General features: G+C 69.9%; 1 pseudogene. It reads right to left on the bottom strand.

The window, feature by feature from the left end:
* Nucleotides 1–246, bottom strand: a pseudogene (locus KVT45_RS55480) (IS21 family transposase); the annotation flags it as partial.

The raw sequence follows: 246 nt of genomic DNA, 5'->3' as shown, positions 1-246 counted from the left end.
GTGCACCCAGCGGTGGAACGAGGAGATCGACACCTTCGGTCTGTGCTCGTCCCGCAGCCGCTGGCGGATCGTGGAGACCGTCACTGTCCCCAGCAACCCCTTGATGTAGTCGCGGTGTTCGTCGTGCTCGGACCAGGTGACCTGCCGCAGTCTCCTGTCGACGTGCCCGGGGGACCAGCCCTCGACCAGCCCGGCCCAGTCGGCCTCGCTCATCGGCGGGCAGCCCGGGGAGAGCCCGGACGCCTC

It is taken from the genome of Streptomyces sp. GbtcB6 (assembly GCF_019091475.1).
Taxonomy (GTDB): Bacteria; Actinomycetota; Actinomycetes; order Streptomycetales; family Streptomycetaceae; genus Streptomyces; species Streptomyces hyaluromycini.
This window is presented reverse-complemented; position numbering and strand designations above follow the sequence as displayed.